Annotated in this window: 13 protein-coding genes; 4 read left to right on the top strand and 9 right to left on the bottom strand. The window is 71.3% G+C overall.

The features are described 5' to 3' along the window. Nucleotides 1–32: 32 nt before the first annotated feature. The 4 genes from ACFQ6X_RS13855 to ACFQ6X_RS13840 all read right to left on the bottom strand — a co-directional run bounded on the left by ACFQ6X_RS13855 (nucleotide 33) and on the right by ACFQ6X_RS13840 (nucleotide 2,956). The gene (locus ACFQ6X_RS13855) at nucleotides 33–779 is read right to left on the bottom strand and encodes an N-acetyltransferase (protein WP_383180738.1); all 747 of its coding nucleotides are present in this window, start codon (nucleotides 777–779) and stop codon (nucleotides 33–35) included. 92 nt (nucleotides 780–871) lie between these two features. Beyond that, nucleotides 872–1,198, bottom strand: a complete 327-nt coding sequence (locus ACFQ6X_RS13850) for a hypothetical protein (protein ID WP_383180735.1) — start codon at nucleotides 1,196–1,198, stop codon at nucleotides 872–874. Nucleotides 1,199–1,240: 42 nt separating this feature from the next. Next, nucleotides 1,241–1,921: an HNH endonuclease family protein gene (locus ACFQ6X_RS13845; protein ID WP_383180732.1), complete on the bottom strand. Its 681-nt coding sequence runs from the start codon at nucleotides 1,919–1,921 to the stop codon at nucleotides 1,241–1,243. 168 nt (nucleotides 1,922–2,089) lie between these two features. Beyond that, complete coding sequence (locus ACFQ6X_RS13840; protein ID WP_383180729.1) at nucleotides 2,090–2,956, bottom strand: hypothetical protein; 867 nt, start codon at nucleotides 2,954–2,956, stop codon at nucleotides 2,090–2,092. A gap of 104 nt (nucleotides 2,957–3,060) precedes the next feature. Here ACFQ6X_RS13840 and ACFQ6X_RS13835 point away from each other — a divergent pair, with 104 nt between their 5' ends. Then, on the top strand, nucleotides 3,061–3,684 hold the full coding sequence (locus ACFQ6X_RS13835; RefSeq protein ID WP_383180726.1) for a TetR/AcrR family transcriptional regulator: 624 nt from the start codon (nucleotides 3,061–3,063) through the stop codon (nucleotides 3,682–3,684). Here ACFQ6X_RS13835 and mfd read toward each other — a convergent pair. The 3 genes from mfd to ACFQ6X_RS13820 form a co-directional block, all read right to left on the bottom strand. Next, the gene (gene mfd / locus ACFQ6X_RS13830) at nucleotides 3,662–7,192 is read right to left on the bottom strand and encodes a transcription-repair coupling factor (protein ID WP_383180723.1); all 3,531 of its coding nucleotides are present in this window, start codon (nucleotides 7,190–7,192) and stop codon (nucleotides 3,662–3,664) included. The genes ACFQ6X_RS13835 and mfd overlap by 23 nt on opposite strands. A 206-nt stretch (nucleotides 7,193–7,398) precedes the next feature. After that, nucleotides 7,399–9,981, bottom strand: coding sequence for an ABC transporter permease (locus ACFQ6X_RS13825; protein ID WP_383180720.1), 2,583 nt, complete (start codon nucleotides 9,979–9,981; stop codon nucleotides 7,399–7,401). Next, nucleotides 9,978–10,766 carry an ABC transporter ATP-binding protein gene (locus ACFQ6X_RS13820; protein WP_329210230.1) on the bottom strand — a complete coding sequence of 263 codons (789 nt, stop codon included), beginning with the start codon at nucleotides 10,764–10,766 and terminating at the stop codon, nucleotides 9,978–9,980. Before ACFQ6X_RS13820 ends, ACFQ6X_RS13825 begins: the two co-directional genes overlap by 4 nt. A gap of 360 nt (nucleotides 10,767–11,126) precedes the next feature. Between ACFQ6X_RS13820 and ACFQ6X_RS13815 the strand changes: the two genes are divergently transcribed. From ACFQ6X_RS13815 to ACFQ6X_RS13805, 3 genes are all read left to right on the top strand, one after another. Then, on the top strand, nucleotides 11,127–12,791 hold the full coding sequence (locus ACFQ6X_RS13815) for an MFS transporter (RefSeq protein WP_383180717.1): 1,665 nt from the start codon (nucleotides 11,127–11,129) through the stop codon (nucleotides 12,789–12,791). Nucleotides 12,792–13,024: 233 nt separating this feature from the next. Next, on the top strand, nucleotides 13,025–13,495 hold the full coding sequence (locus tag ACFQ6X_RS13810) for a DUF485 domain-containing protein (protein WP_383180714.1): 471 nt from the start codon (nucleotides 13,025–13,027) through the stop codon (nucleotides 13,493–13,495). Beyond that, nucleotides 13,492–15,141 (top strand): cation acetate symporter, encoded by a 1,650-nt coding sequence (locus ACFQ6X_RS13805; RefSeq protein WP_383180711.1) that lies wholly within the window; start codon nucleotides 13,492–13,494, stop codon nucleotides 15,139–15,141. The genes ACFQ6X_RS13810 and ACFQ6X_RS13805 overlap by 4 nt, the downstream gene beginning before the upstream one ends. On the opposite strand, the gene ACFQ6X_RS13800 is transcribed toward ACFQ6X_RS13805, so the two are convergent. Together ACFQ6X_RS13800 and ACFQ6X_RS13795 are read right to left on the bottom strand one after the other, a co-directional pair. Beyond that, a complete protein-coding gene (locus tag ACFQ6X_RS13800; protein WP_383180709.1) occupies nucleotides 15,110–16,003 on the bottom strand; it encodes a cellulose-binding protein in 894 nt (297 codons plus the stop codon). The genes ACFQ6X_RS13805 and ACFQ6X_RS13800 overlap by 32 nt on opposite strands. A gap of 200 nt (nucleotides 16,004–16,203) precedes the next feature. Then, nucleotides 16,204–17,411 (bottom strand): SUKH-4 family immunity protein (locus ACFQ6X_RS13795; RefSeq protein WP_383180707.1); only part of this gene is annotated, 1,208 nt, incomplete at its 5' end.

Here is a 17,411-nt window from a genome sequence, read left to right as displayed (position 1 = left end):
CCCCCCGTCCGGACAGGGGGCCGGCCGCACTGTCACACCCTGTGCCGCACCCACACGTTCGGCTCGACGTACACCGCGTATCCGTGCTCGGTCGAACAGTGCACAGGCACCAGTGCTCCCGGCACCACCACCGGCCCCTCGGCATCGAAGGGCAGCCCCGTCCAGGCCCGCCACTGCGCGAGCGAACCGCTGACCGTCATGGACGTGGGCGCCACCGCCTCGATCACCCCGCCCGCCCGCACATGGACCCGCAGCCACGGGTCGCGGGGCAGCCCGTCCTCGTCCCTGGTCCGCCTGGCGTACTCCTCCATCGGCGCCAGGGGATCGGTGTGCTTCGCGCTCGGCCGTACCGGGGCGACGAGCTCCCCGAAGCCCAGCCGTCCGGCGTTCTCCCGCATCGCGGCGACCATCCGGCCGGAGATCCCCCGCCCGAGGTGCCCCTCGGCGACCGTGATCTCGATCGCGCTCACCGTGTCGGGGGTGCGCCCGCGCCGCAGGTCGGAGAACGCCCACAGCAGCACCTGGTCCCACCCGTTGCCGGGAAGCCTGCCCCTTCCCGGCGCTTCCAGGGCGAACGGCACGCTGTATCCCCGGGCGACGACAGCACCCTCCGGGTCGGTGGCGACGAGCACGTACTCGGGGAACTCCACGGCGATCCGCGGGAAGTTCGCCCAGCCGACCAGGTCCTCGAGTACGAACTCGGGCCAGGTGTCCGGCATCTCGTCCATCGCCCGGGCCAGCTCGGGCCGTGCGGCGAGGGTGGTGATCATCAGGTCCATCCGGCCACGCTAGACACGCCGCCCCCACCCGCCAACCCATTTCCCGGGCCGCACCGGCGCGGGGGCGGCGGGTGTCCTGGTGACCGGCCGCGTCACACGGAGCCGGCGACGATGAGCGCGAGCGTGGGCACGAGTGTCAGCAGGACACCGGCCGGCCAGTACAGAAGGGGGTCGAGCTGCACCCTGCGCCGTACCGGGCCGTTGGCGAGCCACCACAGAATCCCGAACAGCACCACGACCGGCACGATGATCACCAGCCACAGCATCATGCCGTCGTTCTCCGTGGCCTCACGCCGGGTGTAGCCCATGTCCGCGAGCGGGCCGTTCGACACGAAGTACCAGAGGAGCCACACCGGAACGATTCCGGGTATGCCGAGCAGCAGGTTCACGCCGACGGCCGTCATACGCCATTTCCACATGCGCCCAGTATTCACATCGGGTGCCCCAGAGCCCGCCGCCGGTCAACGCCCGGTGCTCTCGGTGGGATTGCCGCCCGCCGGAAGCTTCTGGTCCGGGCAGGCCGCCAGCACTTTCGCCATCGCGTCCCGCTCGGCCCGCGTCACCCACAGCCCGTACTTCTTCTTGACCGAGACCTGTCCCGCCACGTACGTGCAGCGGTACGCCTTGTTGGGAGGCAGCCAGGTGGCGGTGTCACCGTCCCCCTTGCGGCGGTTGGCCGAGGAGTCCGCGGCGACGAGGTTGAGCGGATCGTTCGCGAAGGCGCGCCGCTTGCTGTCGTTCCACTGCTGCGCACCCTTCTGCCAGGCGTCGGACAGGGCGACGAGATGGTCTATGTCGACCTTGCTGCGCCCTCGTTCGAACGTGATGCGCGTCCCCGTGTACGGGTCGGGGTCGAGCACCCCGCGCAGCACCTTGCACCCGTCGGCCGCACGGGAGACATCGCTCAGCTGGTCCGCGAGGATGTCGTCCCGGGTCCCGCAGCCGTTGCGGTCGGTGTCCAGCCAGGCGGAGCCGAACTCGTCCCGCTCGTAACCGGTTCTGGGGGCCCGCCCCTTCACGGTGAGGCCCTCGACGGCCTGCATCGCCGTTCCGCCCGCGGCGGGCGCGGTCCCGGACGGAGGGTCGGGGGACAGGCTCCCGGCGTCACACCCGGCGAGGGCGAGCGAGCCCGTCAGTGTCACCGCCGCGAGAGGGAGCAGGCGGATTCGGTGGCTTGCTGCACGATGAGATGTCACAGCGGTCCAGAGTAGGCGCCCGGCGCGGTCTCGGACCTTCCCGATGCCCGACGTCGTCTCGGACCTCCCCGATGCCCGGCGCGGTCTCGGACCTCCCCGATGCCCGGCGTCGTCTCAGACCTTCCCGATGCCCAGCGTCGTCTCGGACGGCAACAGCCCCGAGCCGAGCACCTCCACCCACAGCGGCCCCAGCAGCTCCACGAGCCGCTCCCGCTCCTCGGGTCCGAGTACTTCCCAGGGCCCTGACGCCTGTTCGTCCGTGCGCCGTTCCACCTGTGCGCGCAGGGCCCGCCCGGCGTCCGTGGCCGTACCGTCCGCCTCCAGCAACCCACGCTCCACCAGCCGTTGCCGGCCCGCCGCCCACTCCTCCTCGCTCCACCCCCGGCTCGCGAACACCTCCGGGCGGGCGGCGCCGACGGCCGCGAAGGAGACCAGCGACTCGACCGGGTCGAGGCCGGCCTCGGCGAGCGCCGCGAGGTGGCCGTCCCCCCGGTGTTCCCGCAGGACCGTCGCGGCCTGCCAGAGCGCCAGGTGCGGTGCGTCCGGCCAGGACAGAGCGGCGTTGGCCTCGGCCAGCGGGCGGCCCGCGACGTCCGCGGCCAGGGCCGCCCGCCGCGCGAGCGCGGCTGCCTCGGCGAACTCCGGGCCGCGCACCCGGTCGCCGAACAGGCCCTGGTACGCCCGGTCGACGGCCCTCGTACGGGCCGCGAGGACCGCCTCGGGGCCGGCGACGGACCAGCCGGCCGGGACGTACTTTCCGGTCATCCGGGGGCTGAAGCTGTAGAACGTGGCGGTGACCCGGTCCGCGCCCACCGCCCCCAGCGGCGCCGCGCGCCAGGCGAAGTAGCTCGGCCAGCGCTCGTCGACCGCGTGACCGAGCGCGGAGGCCTCCTCGAAGGCTTCCGGCGCGTAGTAGAGGACGGCGTGCAGGGGCTCCAGCAGGTGCCACATCTGGCGTACGCGACCCAGCTCGTCGGACATGTCTCCGCCTTCCGCAGAACGGCTCATCTTGTCACTGACTAGATCCAAGCGTGCTCCTCGAGGAAGAACTTGTCAATGACTAGATACGGCGTACTGTGCTGACCATGACCAGTGAGCGCACCTACCACCACGGCGACCTGCGGCGCGCCGTCCTGACCGCCGCCCTCGACGTCGTCGCCGCCGAAGGCCCCGACGCGCTGAGCCTGCGCGACCTGGCCCGCCGGGCCGGTGTCTCGCACGCCGCACCGGCCCATCACTTCAAGGACCGGACGGGCCTGCTCACCGCCATCGCGGCCGAGGGCTACACGCTGTTCGCCGACGCCCTCGCCGCCGCGCCGGACCTACGGGAACGGGGCGTGGCCTACGTACGGTTCGCGGCCGGGCACCCCGCGCACTTCCAGGTGATGTTCCGCCCCGAGCTGCACCACGCCGACGACCCGGAGCTGCTCGCCGCGAAAGCGCGCGCCACCGAAGCGCTCCGCACCGGGATCAGCGGCCTTCCCGCATCCGGGCGCGGCGCCGACGACCGGCTCGCGGGCATCGCCGCCTGGTCCCTCGCCCACGGCTTCGCCACCCTGCTGCTCAGCGGCAACCTGGAAGGGCCGGTGGACGGCCGGGACCCCGAGGAGGTCTTCCGGACGCTCACCGGCCTGCTCTTCAACCCGGAGACCCCGGACAGGACTTCGGCCGCAGCCACGGATTCCGCTACGACCCCAGAATCGTCGTAAGGAACTCCCCGGTCCACGACAGGAGTTCACGCCCCACCACCGGCTTGCCCCCGATCCGGCCCGCGGTCGGGCGCGGCACCAGGATCTGGTGCGCGGCCGGCTTGATGACCGTCTTCGGGTGCAGCCGCTTCAGCCGCAGCTCCTGCGACTCGCGCAGCTCCACCGGGGCGAAGCGGATGTTCGCACCCTGCAGCACGATCTCACCCACCCCGCAGGCCCTGGCCAGCATGCGCAGGCCCGCGACCAGCAGGAGGTTCTCCACCGGCTCGGGAAGCTTCCCGTAGCGGTCGGTGAGCTCCTCGCGGACCGCCCTGATGTCGTCCTCGGTGTTCGCGGAGGCGATGGCCCGGTACGCCTGGAGTCGCAGCCGCTCCCCCGGGGCGTAGTCGTGCGGGACGTGCGCGTCGACCGGGAGCTCGATCTTGACCTCCAGCGGCGGCTCCTCCTCGACCCCGCCGTCCACGGCCGCCCGGTAGTCGGCCACCGCCTCGCCGACCATCCGGATGTACAGGTCGAACCCGACGCCCGCGATATGACCGGACTGCTCACCGCCCAGCAGGTTTCCCGCGCCACGGATCTCGAGGTCCTTCATGGCCACGTACATGCCCGCGCCCATCTCGGTGTGCTGGGCGATGGTCGCCAGCCGCTCGTGCGCGGTCTCGGTGAGGGGCTTCTCCGGCGGATACAGGAAGTACGAGTAGCCACGGTCCCGGCCCCGCCCGACCCGGCCGCGCAGCTGGTGCAGCTGGGACAGGCCGAAGTTGTCGCCGCGCTCCACGATCAGCGTGTTCGCATTGGAGATGTCGATGCCGGACTCGACGATCGTCGTGGAGACGAGCACGTCGAACTTCTTCTCCCAGAAGTCGACGACGACCTGCTCCAGCGCGCTCTCGCCCATCTGGCCGTGCGCCGTGGCGATCCGGGCCTCCGGCACGATCTCCCGCAGCCTGGCCGCCGCACGGTCGATGGACTCCACCCGGTTGTGGATGTAGAAGACCTGTCCCTCACGCAGCAGTTCACGCCGTACGGCCGCGCCGATCTGCTTCTCCTCGTACGGTCCCACGAAGGTGAGGACGGGATGCCGCTCCTCCGGAGGCGTCGTGATCGTCGACATCTCGCGGATGCCGGTGACGGCCATTTCGAGCGTACGGGGGATGGGCGTCGCGGACATCGTGAGGACGTCGACGTTGGCGCGGAGCTTCTTCAGCTGCTCCTTGTGCTCGACGCCGAAGCGCTGCTCCTCGTCGACGATGACCAGACCCAGGTCCTTGAACTTCGTCTCGGACGAGAACAGCCGGTGCGTGCCGATGACCAGGTCCACGGAGCCCTCGCGCAGCCCCTCCAGCGTCGCCTTCGACTCGGTGTCCGACTGGAAGCGGCTCAGGGCCCGCACATTGACGGGGAACTGGGCGTAGCGCTCGGTGAACGTACCGAAGTGCTGCTGGACCAGCAGTGTCGTCGGTACGAGGACGGCGACCTGCTTGCCGTCCTGAACCGCCTTGAACGCCGCACGGACCGCGATCTCCGTCTTGCCGTAGCCGACGTCGCCGCAGACCAGCCGGTCCATGGGGACGGACTTCTCCATGTCCTCCTTGACCTCGGCGATCGTGGACAGCTGGTCGGGCGTCTCCGCGTACGGGAAGGCGTCCTCCAGCTCGCGCTGCCAGGGGGTGTCCGGGCCGAAGGCGTGCCCCGGGGCCGCCATCCGCGCGGAGTACAGCTTGATCAGGTCGGCGGCGATCTCCTTGACCGCCTTCTTGGCCCGCTGCTTCGTCTTGGTCCAGTCGGCGCCGCCGAGCCGGTGGAGGGTGGGCGCCTCGCCACCGACGTACTTCGTGACCTGCTCCAGCTGGTCGGTGGGGATGTAGAGGCGGTCGCCGGGCTGGCCGCGCTTGGCGGGGGCGTACTCGACGAGGAGGTACTCGCGGGTCGCGCCCTGCACGGTGCGCTGCACCATCTCGACGTAGCGGCCCACGCCGTGCTGCTCGTGGACGATGTAGTCGCCCGCCTGGAGGGTCAGCGGGTCGACGGACTTGCGGCGCCTGGCCGGCATCCGGCCCAGGTCCTTGGTGGCCGTGCGCTGCCCGGTCAGGTCCGTCTCCGTCAGCACGGCCAGCTTCAGGCCCGCGTCGATGAAGCCGTAGTCGATGGCCCCGCAGGAGACGTGGACGAGCGACGGCGTGATCTCTCTCAGATCCTGGTCGAGGCGGGCCGCGATGCCCTCGCCGCCGAGCACCTCGACGGTGCGGGAGGCGGGCCCCTGCCCCTCGGTGACGTACACCGTGCGCCAGCCGTCGGCGAGCCAGCCCTTGGTGTCGGCGAGCGCACGGGCGGTGTCGCCCCGGTACGCCTCCGGGGCGCGCATCCCGAGCTTCAGGGTGTCCTCGTCCAGCTCGTCGTCCGCCGCGAACGGGGAGACCGACCACCACATCATGCCCAGCTCACGGGCATGGTCGCGGACATCGGCGATGCCCCGCAGCGAGGCCGCGCCGACATCGATCGGGGCCTCGCCGCCACCCGCGGTGGCCGCCCAGGACGCCTGGAGGAACTCCTGGCTGGTGGCGACCAGGTCGGTCGCCCGGGTCCGCACCCGCTCCGGGTCGCAGACCACCGCCATCGAGCCCTTGGGCAGGACGTCCAGGAGCAGTTCCATCTCGTCGACCAGCACCGGGGCGAGGGACTCCATGCCCTCCACGGCGATCCCCTCGGCGATCTTGCCCAGCAGCTCCCCCAGCTCGGGATGGGCCTCGGCGAGGAGCGCGGCCCTGTTCCGTACGTCCTCGGTGAGCAGCAGCTCGCGGCAGGGCGGCGCCCACAGTCCGTGCTCGGCGACCTCCAGCGACCGCTGGTCGGCGATCTTGAAGTAGCGGATCTCCTCGACGTCGTCGCCCCAGAACTCCACCCGAAGGGGGTGCTCCTCGGTCGGCGGGAAGACGTCCAGGATGCCGCCGCGCACGGCGAATTCGCCGCGCTTCTCGACCAGTTCGACGCGGGAGTACGCTGCCGCGGCGAGCGCGTCCACGACCTCGCCCAGATCGGCGGTCTGCCCGCCGGTCAGCGCCACGGGCTCCAGGTCGCCGAGCCCCTTGACCTGCGGCTGGAGTACCGAGCGGATCGGCGCGACCACCACGGCGACCGGGCCGGTCTCCGGGTCGTCCTGCCGCGGGTGGGCCAGCCGCCGCAGCACGGCGAGGCGGCGGCCCACGGTGTCCGAGCGGGGCGAGAGCCGTTCGTGGGGCAGGGTCTCCCAGGACGGGAACTCCGCGACGGTGTCCGGGGGCAGCAGGGTGCGCAGCGCTGCTGCCAGGTCCTCGGCCTCGCGTCCCGTCGCGGTGACGGCGAGCACCGTCCGCCCCGCCTCACGGGCCAGTGCGGCCACCGCGAAGGGGCGGGCGGCGGGCGGACCCACCAGGTCGACATGGGTCCGGTGGCCGTCGGTGGCGGCCTTCACCGCTTCGGAGAGCGCCGGATCGGTGACGACTACGTCCAGCAGACCGTGCAGGCTCATGAAGGCATTCCGTCCGGTGGGGCGAGGAGTGAGCAACGCGAAGGGCCCGACACGTAGGACGGGCCGGGGCTTCCAGCGTACGACTCCGGTGTGACAGCCGCTCCCGCAACAGGGGGTCCCGGCCACCGTCACGGGAAACGGATCCGGCCCCGGGGCGTTTGGAGGAACGCCCCGGGGCCGGATCAGTCATCCTACGACGGGCATGCTCACCCGTCGGTGGCGATCGCGTTCAGGACGTTCATCCGGCCGGCCCGGAAAGCGGGGACCAGCGCGGCGAACAGTCCGACGAAGGCCGAGGCGACGAACACCGTGAGGATCGTCGGCCACGGGATCTCCAGGACGCCGAGACCCTCCAGGGCCAGCAGCTTCTGGGCCGAGGTGCCCCAGCCCATGCCCAGGCCGAGCCCGAGCAGGGCACCGAACAGGGCGATGACCACGGACTCCAGCCGGATCATGCGCCGCAGCTGGCGGCGGGAGAGGCCGATCGCCCGCATCAGGCCGATCTCACGGGTCCGCTCGACCACCGACAGGGCCAGGGTGTTCACCACACCGAGCACCGCGACGATGATCGCCAGGGCGAGCAGGCCGTACACGATGTTCAGCAGCTGGCCGATCTGGTCCTTCAGGTCCTGCTTGAAGTCGGCCTGGTTCTGCACCTTGTACTGCGGGTACTCGGCGAGCGCGCTCTTGAGGGCCGTGTACGCCTCCTTCTCCTTGCCGTCCTTCGCCTTGGCGAACATGATCATGTTCTCGGGCATCCGGTCGGCGGGGACGTACTGCTCGACGGTCGTGATGTTGGTGTACATCGCGCCCTTGTCCACGTTCGTCTCGTCCGAGGTGATCGCGGCGACCTTCAGCTTCGCCGTCTCGCCGGCCTTGAACGCGACCGTGATCTCGTCCCCGACCTCGATCCCGTGCCGGACGGCGTAGTCGTCGCCGACCGACATGGCGTTCTTGCCGTACGCGTCTCCGAGATCACCGGCGACCGTCGTGCGCCGCAGGTCCTCCTGGTACGTCGGGTCGGCGGCGACGACTCCCTCGTCCTCCGTCTTCCCGTCGGGGGAGGTGAGCTTCGCGCTGACGGACCTGTAGTCGGTGACGTGCTCGATGCCGGGCACCTTCTTGATGGCCTCCGCCGCCTGGGGCACGACCAGCTGGCCGGTGCTCGACTGGACGATGAAGTCCGTACCGACCGACTTGTCCAGCTCCTCGGTGGCCGAGGCGACCATGGAGGAGCCCACGACCGAGAGGCAGGCCACCAGGGCCAGGCCGATCATGAGAGCCGCACCGGTCGCTCCCGTACGCCGCGGGTTGCGCAGCGCGTTGCGCTCCGCCAGCCGGCCGACGGGACCGAAGAGCCGCAGTACGACGACGCTGAGCGCCCGCACCACCACGCCGGCCAGCAGCGGGCCGATGACGATGAAGCCGATGAGGGTGAGGACCACGCCCAGGCCGAGGAAGAGCGAGCCCTCGCTCGCCTTGTCCGCCTGCGTCGTCGCCCACAGGGCCGCAGCGCCCGCACCGGTGAGGACCAGGCCGACGGCGGCCCGGATCCAGCCGGACTTCGCGTCCGCCGGGGTACCGGCGTCACGCAGGGCCGCCATCGGGGAGACCTTGCCTGCCCGGCGGGCCGGGATGTAGGCGGCGAGGACGGTCACGATGACGCCGAGCGCGAGCCCGATGACCGGAGTCGTCCAGGCGATGGTGAGGTCCTTGGTGGACAGCTCCATGCCCATGGCGCTCATGAGCTTCATCAGCCCGACGGCCAGGCCGACCCCGGCGCCCACGCCGAGGACCGAGCCGACGATGCCGAGGAGCACCGCTTCGACCAGCACGGACCGGTTGACCTGCTTACGGCTGGAACCGATGGCCCGCATCAGGCCGATCTCGCGGGTGCGCTGGGCGACCAGCATCGAGAAGGTGTTGACGATCAGGAAGATGCCGACGAGGAAGGCGATCCCGGCGAAGCCGAGCATCGCGTACTTCATGACGTCCAGGAAGGAGCCCATGGAGTCCTTGTTGGCCGCGGCGGCCTCGTCCTGGGTCTGCAGCTTGTACGTACCGGTGCCGCCCAGGGCCGCGGCGACGTTCTTCTTCAGCTGCTTGTCGTCGACGCCGGGTTCGGCCTGGACGGAGATGTGGGTGAAGACGCCGGGCCTGCCGAGCAGCTTCTGCTGGGCGGTGGCCGTGTCGAAGTAGACGACGGCCGCACCCGGGTTGGTCACGGTGAAGGCGGTGATGCCGCTGATCCTCGCCGTGATGTCACCGGTGACGGCGACGGTCCGCAGCTCGTCACCGATCTTCAGGTGGTGCTTCTCGGCGGTGTCGGCGTCGACCATGACCTCGGTCGGGCCGCGCGGTGCGTGACCGGAGGTGATCTCCATGGAACGCAGGTCGTTGCGCGTCCAGTTGCCGGCGATCGTCGGGGCGCCGGTCTCGGAGCCCATGTTCTTGTTGTGGCTGTCGACGACCGTGACGGACATGCTCATGACTCCGCCCTCGGCCTCCTTCACCCCGTCGGCCTTCTCGACCTCGGCGAGGACGGAGGCGGGCAGCGCTTCGGGCCGGCCGTTCTCCGGCAGTTCGTCCGCGCCCTCGGCAGTCTTCGGACTGACGGTGACATCTGCCGACGACGCCGCGAACAGCTTGTCGAAGGTGGTGTTCATCGTGTCGGTGAACACGAGCGTGCCGCACACGAACGCCACCGACAGCAGGACCGCGACGGCGGAGAGCGCCATCCGTCCCTTGTGCGCGAAGAAGTTGCGCATCGAGGTCTTCCAGACGGTCATGAGGTCCGCCCGCGCGCGTCGAAGTCCTTCATCCGGTCCAGGACCTGATCGGCCGTCGGGTTCTGCATCTCGTCGACGATGGAGCCGTCCGCGAGGTACAGCACCCGGTCCGCGTAGGACGCGGCGACCGGGTCGTGGGTGACCATGACGATGGTCTGGCCCAGCTCGTCCACCGACCTGCGCAGGAACGACAGCACCTCGGCGCCGGCCCGCGAGTCCAGGTTCCCGGTGGGCTCGTCACCGAAGATGATGTCGGGACGGGCGGCCAGGGCACGGGCCACGGCCACGCGCTGCTGCTGGCCGCCGGAGAGCTGCGTCGGCCGGTGCTTCAGCCGGTCGGCGAGACCGACGGTCTCCACGACCTGCTGCAGCCACGCCGCGTCGGGCTTGCGGCCCGCGATGTCCATCGGCAGCGTGATGTTCTCGATCGCGTTGAGCGTCGGAAGCAGGTTGAACGCCTGGAAGATGAAGCCGATCCGGTCCCGGCGCAGCTGGGTGAGCTTCTTGTCCTTGAGCTTGGTGATCTCGATGTCGGCGAGGTGGATCTCGCCCGAGGTCACGGTGTCCAGACCGGCCAGGCAGTGCATCAGGGTCGACTTGCCGGAGCCGGACGGACCCATGATCGCCGTGAACTGCCCGCGTGCGATGTCCACATCGACGTGGTCGAGCGCGACGACCCGGGTCTCCCCCGCGCCGTACGCCTTGACGACCTGCCGCGCTCGCGCAGCGACGGCCGTACGCCCTCCAGTGCCCCCGTGCCTGGGAATGGTTACAGCCGTTGTCACGGTTTTTCTCCTATGTCGGTCGATGCCTGGACGTCTCTGTGTACGTTCCGAGTCTCGTGTGCGGAGGGGGTCCGGCGCGCTGGTGCCCAGCGCAGTCTTCAGGTGGGGTTTTCCCCACCCCGCCCTCTGCGGTCAGCCGCACTCGCGGCGTAAGAACACCGTAAGGAACGGGGCCCCCGCGGCACGTCCTCCGCCGGGAGGAACGACCCCTGGCCAGAAGTACGGAGCTCCCCCTAGGGGTCTGCGACCCCGGGAGGAGACCTGGGTAGGGGATCTCATCCCTCGGCCCCATGCTGCCGCCGGGCCTCCGGCGGTGAGACAGTGTCCCCAGAATTTAGATGCATAGGGAAAGGAAACCCTGTGGGCGGCACGGGCAGCGCGGGCGGGACGGACAGCGGTTCCGCGGCGGCATCCGGACCTCCCGGAGGGGGAGCCGGAACGGGAACGGGGCCCGGGGCAGGGCCGGGTACGGGGCCCGGGGCCGGGTACGGAGGCACCGCCACGACCACATCCGACCGCGGCAGGCGCCCCGTGGTCGCCGCGCTGATGCTCGGCATGGCGCTCGCCGCCATCGACGGCACCATCGTCGCCACAGCCGTCCCGCAGATCGTCGGCGACCTCGGCGGCTTCGCCGTGTTCTCCTGGCTCTTCTCCGGCTACCTGCTCGCCGTGACCGTCACCCTTCCGGTGTACGGAAAGCTCTCCGACACCTTCGGCCGCAAGCCCGTCCTGATCGCGGGCATCATCCTCTTCCTGGCCGGCTCCGTACTCTGCGCCGCGGCCTGGAACATGGCCGCCCTCATCGCCTTCCGGGTCGTCCAGGGCCTCGGCGGCGGCGCCCTCCAGGGCACGGTGCAGACCATCGCGGCCGACCTCTACCCGCTCAAGGAACGCCCGAAGATCCAGGCGAAGCTGTCCACCGTCTGGGCCACATCGGCCGTCGCGGGCCCGGCGATCGGCGGACTGCTCGCCGCGTACGCCGACTGGCGCTGGATCTTCCTCATCAATCTGCCGGTCGGCGCGATCGCCCTGTGGCTGGTGGTCCGTCACCTCCACGAACCGGCCCGCCCGCGCCCCGCCACCCGCCCCCGCATCGACTGGGCGGGGGCCCTCGCGGTCTTCGCCACCGGTGCGCTCCTGCTGACCGCGCTCGTCCAGGGCGGGGTCGCCTGGCCGTGGCTCTCGGCCCCCTCGATCGGGCTCCTGGGTGCGAGCGCGGCCATGGCCGCGCTGACCGTCCTCATCGAACGGCGCGCCGCAGAACCCGTCATCCCCGGCTGGGTCTGGCGGCGCCGCACCATCGCCTCGGTCAATCTGGCCCTGGGCGCGATGGGCCTGCTGATGGTCGCGCCGACCGTGTTCCTGCCGACGTACGCCCAATCGGTCCTCGGACTCGGCCCGATCGCCGCCGGGTTCGTCCTCTCCGTCATGACGCTGAGCTGGCCCGTGGCCGCCGCGTTCTCCGACCGCGTCTACAACCGCATCGGCTTCCGCCGCACCGCGATCACCGGGATGACCGGCGCCCTGCTGATCCTGCTCGCCTTCCCCCTGCTGCCCTTCCCCGGCGCTCCCTGGCAGCCCGCCCTGATCATGCTGCTGCTCGGCGCGGCACTCGGCCTCTTCCAACTGCCCCTGATCGTCGGGGTCCAGTCGACGGTCGGCTGGTCCGAGCGGGGCACGACGACGGCATCCGTCCTGTTCTGCCGCCAGGTCGGCCAGAGCCTGGGCGCCGCGCTCTTCGGCGCCGTCGCCAACGGAGTGCTCGCCTCCCGGCTGGCCGCCGCCCCCGTCCCCGGACTGCCCGGCGACCTGGACGCGATCTCGCACGCGCTGGAGGATCCGGCAGCGCTCTCCGCCGCCGCGACGGACTATCTGCGCCGGGCCGTCGACACCGCCGTCGACTACGTGTTCGTCGGCGCCGCGGGGGCCGCCGCACTCGCCCTGCTGGTGCTCGTCGTCGTCGCCCCACGGCGTTTTCCGGTCCTGGAGGAGCGCGAAAGCCCCTCCCCCGAGTTCAAGGACTAGACAACTGGAAGGTTACCGAAGGTAGTTCGGCCGTAACCCTCCCCAGCGGCCATACCCACGAGTAACGTTCGCGCTCCCTACAGCGCACCCGCGCTCCTGCCTTGCAGTCCGTCCCCGGACCCGAGCCATGCAAGGAGCACCACCCGATGTCGTACGACCACCCGCACCAACCCCCCTACCCACCGCGGCGGCAACCCCCGCTCCCGCCGCAACCCGCCTTCCCGCCACCCCGCATGCGCCCTCCCCGGCCACCGCGACAGCGCCCGCAGCCACCCCCGTACCCGGGCGAGTACCTCCTGCCCTGGCAGAGCTCGTCACCACAGCCACCACCACGCTGGCCCGCCCCCGCAACCACCCCCGTCCCCGCACCCGGCCACCACGGCGACCTGCGCAGACTGCGGACCGCCTACCGGGTGCTGCGCCGCGTCGCGACACTCACCGCCCTCGGCTACTTCACGCTGTTCCTGCTCCTGTCCGGATACGCACCCGGCCTGATGACCGACCCCGTGGGCGACGGCGGCCTCACCACCGGCTTCCTCCTCGGCCTGTGCCAGCTCCCCGTCACCCTCCTGGCCATCGGCGTGTACGAGTGGACCGCCCGGCGCACCGTCGACCCGCTCTGCGCCGGACTGCGCAGCCGCGGCGCCCACCACGACAGGGACGACGGGCCGGCCGAACGCCGCCGGACCGGAGCAGGCCGATGAACGGATTCGACGAGTCCGCCCAGACCATGTCCCTCACGGCGTTCATCGCCGTAGCCAGCGTCACCCTGCTCCTCTGCGTCATGACCGGCCCGGACCGCGACGACCTCGACGAGTTCTACACCGGCTACCGCTCGCTCTCCCCACTGCGCAACGGCCTCGCCATCGCCGGCGACTACTTCTCCGCCGCCACCGTCCTCGGCACCACCGGCGTCATCGCCCTCACCGGTCACGACGGCCTCGTCCTCGCCCTCAGCACCATGCTCTCGCTCGTCCTGCTGATGTTTCTGCTCGCCGAACCCCTGCGCAACGCAGGCCGGTTCACCATGGGCGACATGCTCACCCGCCGGGCCCCCGGCCGGTCCGCACGCATCGCCTCCTGCACGGTCACCCTCGCCGCCCTGCTCCCGCTGATGGTCGTCCAGCTCGCGGGCAGCGGCAATCTGCTCTCCTTCATCCTCGGCTTCGACAGCTCCGGGTTCCGCACCGGCTCCATCATCACTCTGGGCGTCGTGATGATCGGCTACGCGGCGATCGGCGGAATGAAGGGCACCGCACTCATCCAGATCATCAAGACCGTGGTGCTCCTCGGCGCGGGACTCCTCGTCTCCGTACTCGTCATGAACCGCTTCGACTGGGACACCGGCGCCCTCCTGGCCGCCGCCCAGCGCGGCAGCGGCGCGGGTGCCGCCTACCTGCACTCCGGCCTGCAGTTCGGCGGCAACGACCTCGACATGATCAGCTCCGAACTGACCGTCGTCCTCGGCGGCGCCTGCCTGCCCCACATCACCATGCGGATGACGAGCGTCCGCAGCGCACAGGCCGTCCGCCGCTCCCTGTCCTGGGCGGTCTGCGTCGTCGTCGGACTCTGCCTGCTGCTCGCGATCATCGGCTTCGGCGCCGCGGCACTCGTCGGACACGACCTCATCACCGCCGCCGGCGCCCAGGGCAACAGCGCGATCCTCCAGGTCGCCGGAGCCGTCGCCGGCGGCGGCGCGGCCGGGGCACTCGTCGTCACCACCATGACCACGGCGATCTTCCTGACCCTGCTCGCCTCCGTCGCCGGAATGATCCTGGCCTGCGCCAACTCCCTGGCCCACGACCTGTTCGCCCACGGACTGCACGGCATACGCGACCGGAGCAGGGAACCCGTCACCGGCAGGATCGAGATGGGCACGGCGCAGGCCGCCGCCGTCGCAGTCGGGGCGACGGCCGTCGCCCTCGCCGTACTCGCCCGGCACTGGAACGTCCAGGCCCTCGTCGCGCTCTCGTTCTGCATCGGCGCATCGGCGATCGCCCCCGCACTCGTCTACAGCATGTTCTGGCGGCGCTTCACCCGCACCGGACTGCTCTGCACACTCCTGGGCGGCACCGCCTGCGTCCTCGTCCTCATCACCGGCACCAACCTCGTCTCCGGATCACCCGGTTCGGTGTTCCCCGGACGCGACTTCAACTGGTACCCGCTCACCACGACCGGGCTCGTCTCCATCCCGTTCGGATTCCTCGCGGGCTGGCTGGGAACCGTGCTCGGCCGGGGCGACGACAACGAACAGCGCCGCCAGTACGAGGCCGTCGAACCCTGGATCCTGGCCGGCGCCCCACCCGCGAGCCGCCCGGTCAGCTCTCCGCGGGAGCCGTACGCCCGGTGAGCGCCGCCAGCGAATTGCGTACGTGCGCCATGTGCGCCCGCACCTCCTCGCAGCCCTCCTCGTGCTCACGCAGAACCCGCTCCGTCTCCCTGACCACACGCTCCCGGGCCGCCCCGGCCGCGGACAACAGCTCCGCGGCCCGGGCATCGGCGTCCTCCTGGCCGTGCCGGACGGCCTCCTCCGTCTCCGAGAGCCCCCGACGCGCCTCCGCGAGCAACGCCTCGCCCCGCGCGGTCAGCTCCGCCTCGTACGCCACCGCCTCGGCCTCGGACGCAGCGATCTCGTCCTCGGCGGCCTTCCCCCGCTCGGCATGCTCCTGCTCCTGATGGGCCAGCACACCCGCGGTACGGCGACGCGTCCCCTCCATCGCCGCCTCCGCGACCGCACGCACCTCACCGGCCTCCTTGCGCGCATCCTCCGCAAGGGCTCCGGCCGTCCCCCGCGCCCCGGCCAGCACCTCCTGCGCACCAGCCTCGGCAGCCGCCCGCACAGCCGCCGCATCCTCACGCGCCGCCTCACGGAGCGCCCGGCCCGCCGCATCCGCCGCGTCCCGCAGCGCCTGCGCCTCCTCGACCGCCCCACCCAGCGCCGCCTCCGCCTCGGCCTCCGCGAGCGCCAGGATCTGCTGGGCCCGCTCCCCCAGCGACACATACGTCTGCGGCGCGAGCGCAGCCACCGCCTCACCGAGCCGCGCCGACTCCGCCGTCAGCTCCTGCGCCAGAACCGTCAGCCGGTCGAGCCGCTCCCGCGCCCCGTCCCGCTCCGCCGACAGGGCGGCCACGGTGCGGTCCACCTGCTCCGGCCGGTAACCACGTCCCCGAACACCGACAAAACCGTGCGCGGACACCGGTCCACCACTCATCCCTGAAGCCTCTTTCCCGCTCTCCGACTCCCCGACCACCAAGCAATACGTCAAGGATGCGGTAATTGGTGCCAGAAGTCGGAATCGATCAGCTGCATTCAGGACGGAAGCGACCGGCATCACAGACCCCGACACAACCGGACACAAAAGGCGCCCGGCCCCCTGCCGGGGTCCGGGCGCCTCACACCGCACACGTCAGGTCAGAGCAGTCCGTCCCACATCTGCTCCAGCAGAACCGACCACCAGCTCTCCGGCGACGCGAGCGCCGCCGGGTCCAGAGCCACCAACTGCGCCTGGAAATCAACCGTCCAACGGCCGGCCTGCTCCGGATTCAACCCGAACCGCAGCCGCCACATCCGGCCCAGCAACGCCATGGACCGCACGAACTCCGGCAGCCCGGTATTCACGAACTGCGGCGGCACCGGCTGCCCACCCGGACCAGGCTCGACCGGCACGGCCACGATGTTCGCCGTGCCGTACTGCACACAGATCGCCCGGCCGAAGTCCGACCCCATCACCAGGTACGAACCCGCGTCCGACGCCGGCTGCACCTGACGCTGCGCAGCCAGCTCGGCCAGCGTCGGCACCACCGGCTGCCCCGGCTGCGCCCAGAAGAACGGCCCGAAATCAGCGGGCAGACCCGCCCACACGAGCGTCCGCCCCACCACCTCGGGCACACCCTGACGGGACACCGCACGCTGATCGAAGCGAAGCACACCCTGCGGACCGAACGCCTGCAGCAGCTCCTCCGCGAGCGCCTCGGGCGGCACGGCGCCGGCCGGCGGCATCTGCGGCAGCGGAGCCCGCACCGGAGCCGGCCGCGCCGGACCGTCGGCGACCTGGTGCAGCTCACCCTGATGCGTCAGCAGATGCTGCATGCCCTGCTGCCGGCTCGCATGGTCCGTCCCGTACGGGGCGACGCTCGTGATCCGCACCTGCGGCCAGGTCTCCCGGATCATCCGCGCGCAGTAACCACCGGGCAGCTCACACGACTCCAGCTCCGTGTGCAGCTCGATGACCTGCTGCGGCGGCACGTTCATCGCCCGCAGCTCATGCAGCATCTGCCACTCCGGGTGCGGAGTACCGGGCGCCGAACGGCGGATCAGCTGCTGCTCACTGCCGTCGGGCGCACGGAAGCGCAGCACGGCCTGGTAGCCCGGGCCGACCGTCGGCTGCCCGGTCGGCTGCTGCGGATAGCCGTACGCCGGAGGCGGCGGGGTGTGCGGACCCGGCATCCCGGGCGGACCCGGAGGACCGGGCGGCTGCGGCGCACCCGGGCCGACCTGGCCGGGGCCCGCCATCATGGTCGCGGCGTGATGAACACCGCCACCCGGAGGCGGCGTGGAGCCGAACGGGGCGGGCGGCTGCGGCGCACCGGGCGGGCCGGGGGGCTGCGGGGCGCCCGGGT

The sequence above is a fragment of the Streptomyces sp. NPDC056452 genome (assembly GCF_042796085.1).
GTDB lineage: Bacteria > Actinomycetota > Actinomycetes > Streptomycetales > Streptomycetaceae > Streptomyces.
Note: the sequence above shows the minus strand (reverse complement) of the source record. Positions and strands in the feature narration are given on the sequence as shown.

Coding starts and splice junctions, on each gene's coding strand:
- ACFQ6X_RS13850 (WP_383180735.1), bottom strand. CDS start 1,198: ATGTGGAAATGGCGTATGACGGCCGTCGGCGTGAACCTGCTGCTCGGC.
- ACFQ6X_RS13835 (WP_383180726.1), top strand. CDS start 3,061: ATGACCAGTGAGCGCACCTACCACCACGGCGACCTGCGGCGCGCCGTC.
- mfd (WP_383180723.1), bottom strand. CDS start 7,192: ATGAGCCTGCACGGTCTGCTGGACGTAGTCGTCACCGATCCGGCGCTC.
- ACFQ6X_RS13855 (WP_383180738.1), bottom strand. CDS start 779: ATGGACCTGATGATCACCACCCTCGCCGCACGGCCCGAGCTGGCCCGG.
- ACFQ6X_RS13810 (WP_383180714.1), top strand. CDS start 13,025: ATGCGCCCTCCCCGGCCACCGCGACAGCGCCCGCAGCCACCCCCGTAC.
- ACFQ6X_RS13805 (WP_383180711.1), top strand. CDS start 13,492: ATGAACGGATTCGACGAGTCCGCCCAGACCATGTCCCTCACGGCGTTC.
- ACFQ6X_RS13840 (WP_383180729.1), bottom strand. CDS start 2,956: ATGTCCGACGAGCTGGGTCGCGTACGCCAGATGTGGCACCTGCTGGAG.
- ACFQ6X_RS13825 (WP_383180720.1), bottom strand. CDS start 9,981: ATGACCGTCTGGAAGACCTCGATGCGCAACTTCTTCGCGCACAAGGGA.
- ACFQ6X_RS13800 (WP_383180709.1), bottom strand. CDS start 16,003: ATGAGTGGTGGACCGGTGTCCGCGCACGGTTTTGTCGGTGTTCGGGGA.